Here is a 1,042-nt window from a genome sequence, read left to right as displayed (position 1 = left end):
TCCTGCTTGCGCATGGTGCTGGCATTCTCGACCCCGTTCTCTTCCGCAAACGAGACGAGCTCGGCGGGCGTTTTAGATTTGAGGTCCTGGAGTTTGATTTCCCGCATTGGGGTAGTCCTGTGAGGAAGGTAAGTAGGGAAGGGGTGCGAGGTGGCTTGGAAAAAGCGGACGCCAAAGGAAGGTCCGCAGGTCTCAGCCAGGAAAGTGCCGTTTGGGCTTTCAAACCTGATGCGGCGCCGGCCCGAAAAGAACCGAAACGCGACCACATCCGCCTGCGTGGGGTGGGATAAAACCTATATAGAAAATCGATCCGTCCTTCGCAAGAAGGACTGAAGCATGCTTCTTAGGCATCGCAATGTCTAGAACGGCTTCACGACCACCATGATCACGATCAGGATCATCAGAAGCGTCGGCACCTCATTGATAATGCGGTAGAATTTCTGGGTTCGCTGATTCCGGTCCGCGGCAAAGTCCTTCACGCAGCGGGACAAAAAGCCGTGGATACCCGACATGATGAGCACCAACGTAAATTTGACGTGAAACCAGCCCGATAGGTACCAGTGTCCGGCCCAGGCCAGATAAAGCCCGGCAAGCCAAGTCACGATCATCGCGGGGTTGATGATCGCCTTCAAAAGCCGCCGTTCCATGACCTTGAACGTCTCGGACTGCTTCGAGCCGGCCTCGGCCTCGCAATGATAGACGAACAGCCGCGGCAGATAGAGCATGCCCGCCATCCAGGAGATGACCGCAACGATGTGCAGGGCCTTGATCCAATCATACAACATCGCGGCGATGCCTTTCAGGGAACAGCTCGGCAGGGAACAACTCGGGCGGGCTCAGCCTTGCGTGCAAAGCTCCGCAAGCGAGGGACGGATACATATCCGCACACACGGCTCTCCTAAACCTAATTAATTTTAGAATCTAAGGTTTGAGTCTTATTGGCCGTGAATTTGACTCATGCAAAGCGATCCAGTCGTATTTGCGGGCTTGTTCACATCCCTCAACATTCTGCTCGGCGGGGACGGGCAACTGGAATCTGCCG

The 1,042-nt window shown here is 55.2% G+C and carries 2 protein-coding genes; both read right to left on the bottom strand.

Annotated elements, in window-relative coordinates:
- Positions 1 to 107: Rho termination factor N-terminal domain-containing protein (locus AC628_RS41300; protein WP_143202098.1), on the bottom strand; the 107-nt coding region annotated here is incomplete at its 3' end.
- Between the two features lie 252 nt (positions 108 to 359).
- Entirely contained in the window at positions 360 to 782 is a 423-nt protein-coding gene (gene hemJ / locus AC628_RS41295) for a protoporphyrinogen oxidase HemJ (RefSeq protein ID WP_050425373.1), read from the bottom strand.
- Positions 783 to 1,042: the final 260 nt, after the last annotated feature.

The sequence above is a fragment of the Bradyrhizobium sp. NAS96.2 genome (assembly GCF_001908235.1).
Classification (GTDB): Bacteria; Pseudomonadota; Alphaproteobacteria; order Rhizobiales; family Xanthobacteraceae; genus Bradyrhizobium.
This window is presented reverse-complemented; position numbering and strand designations above follow the sequence as displayed.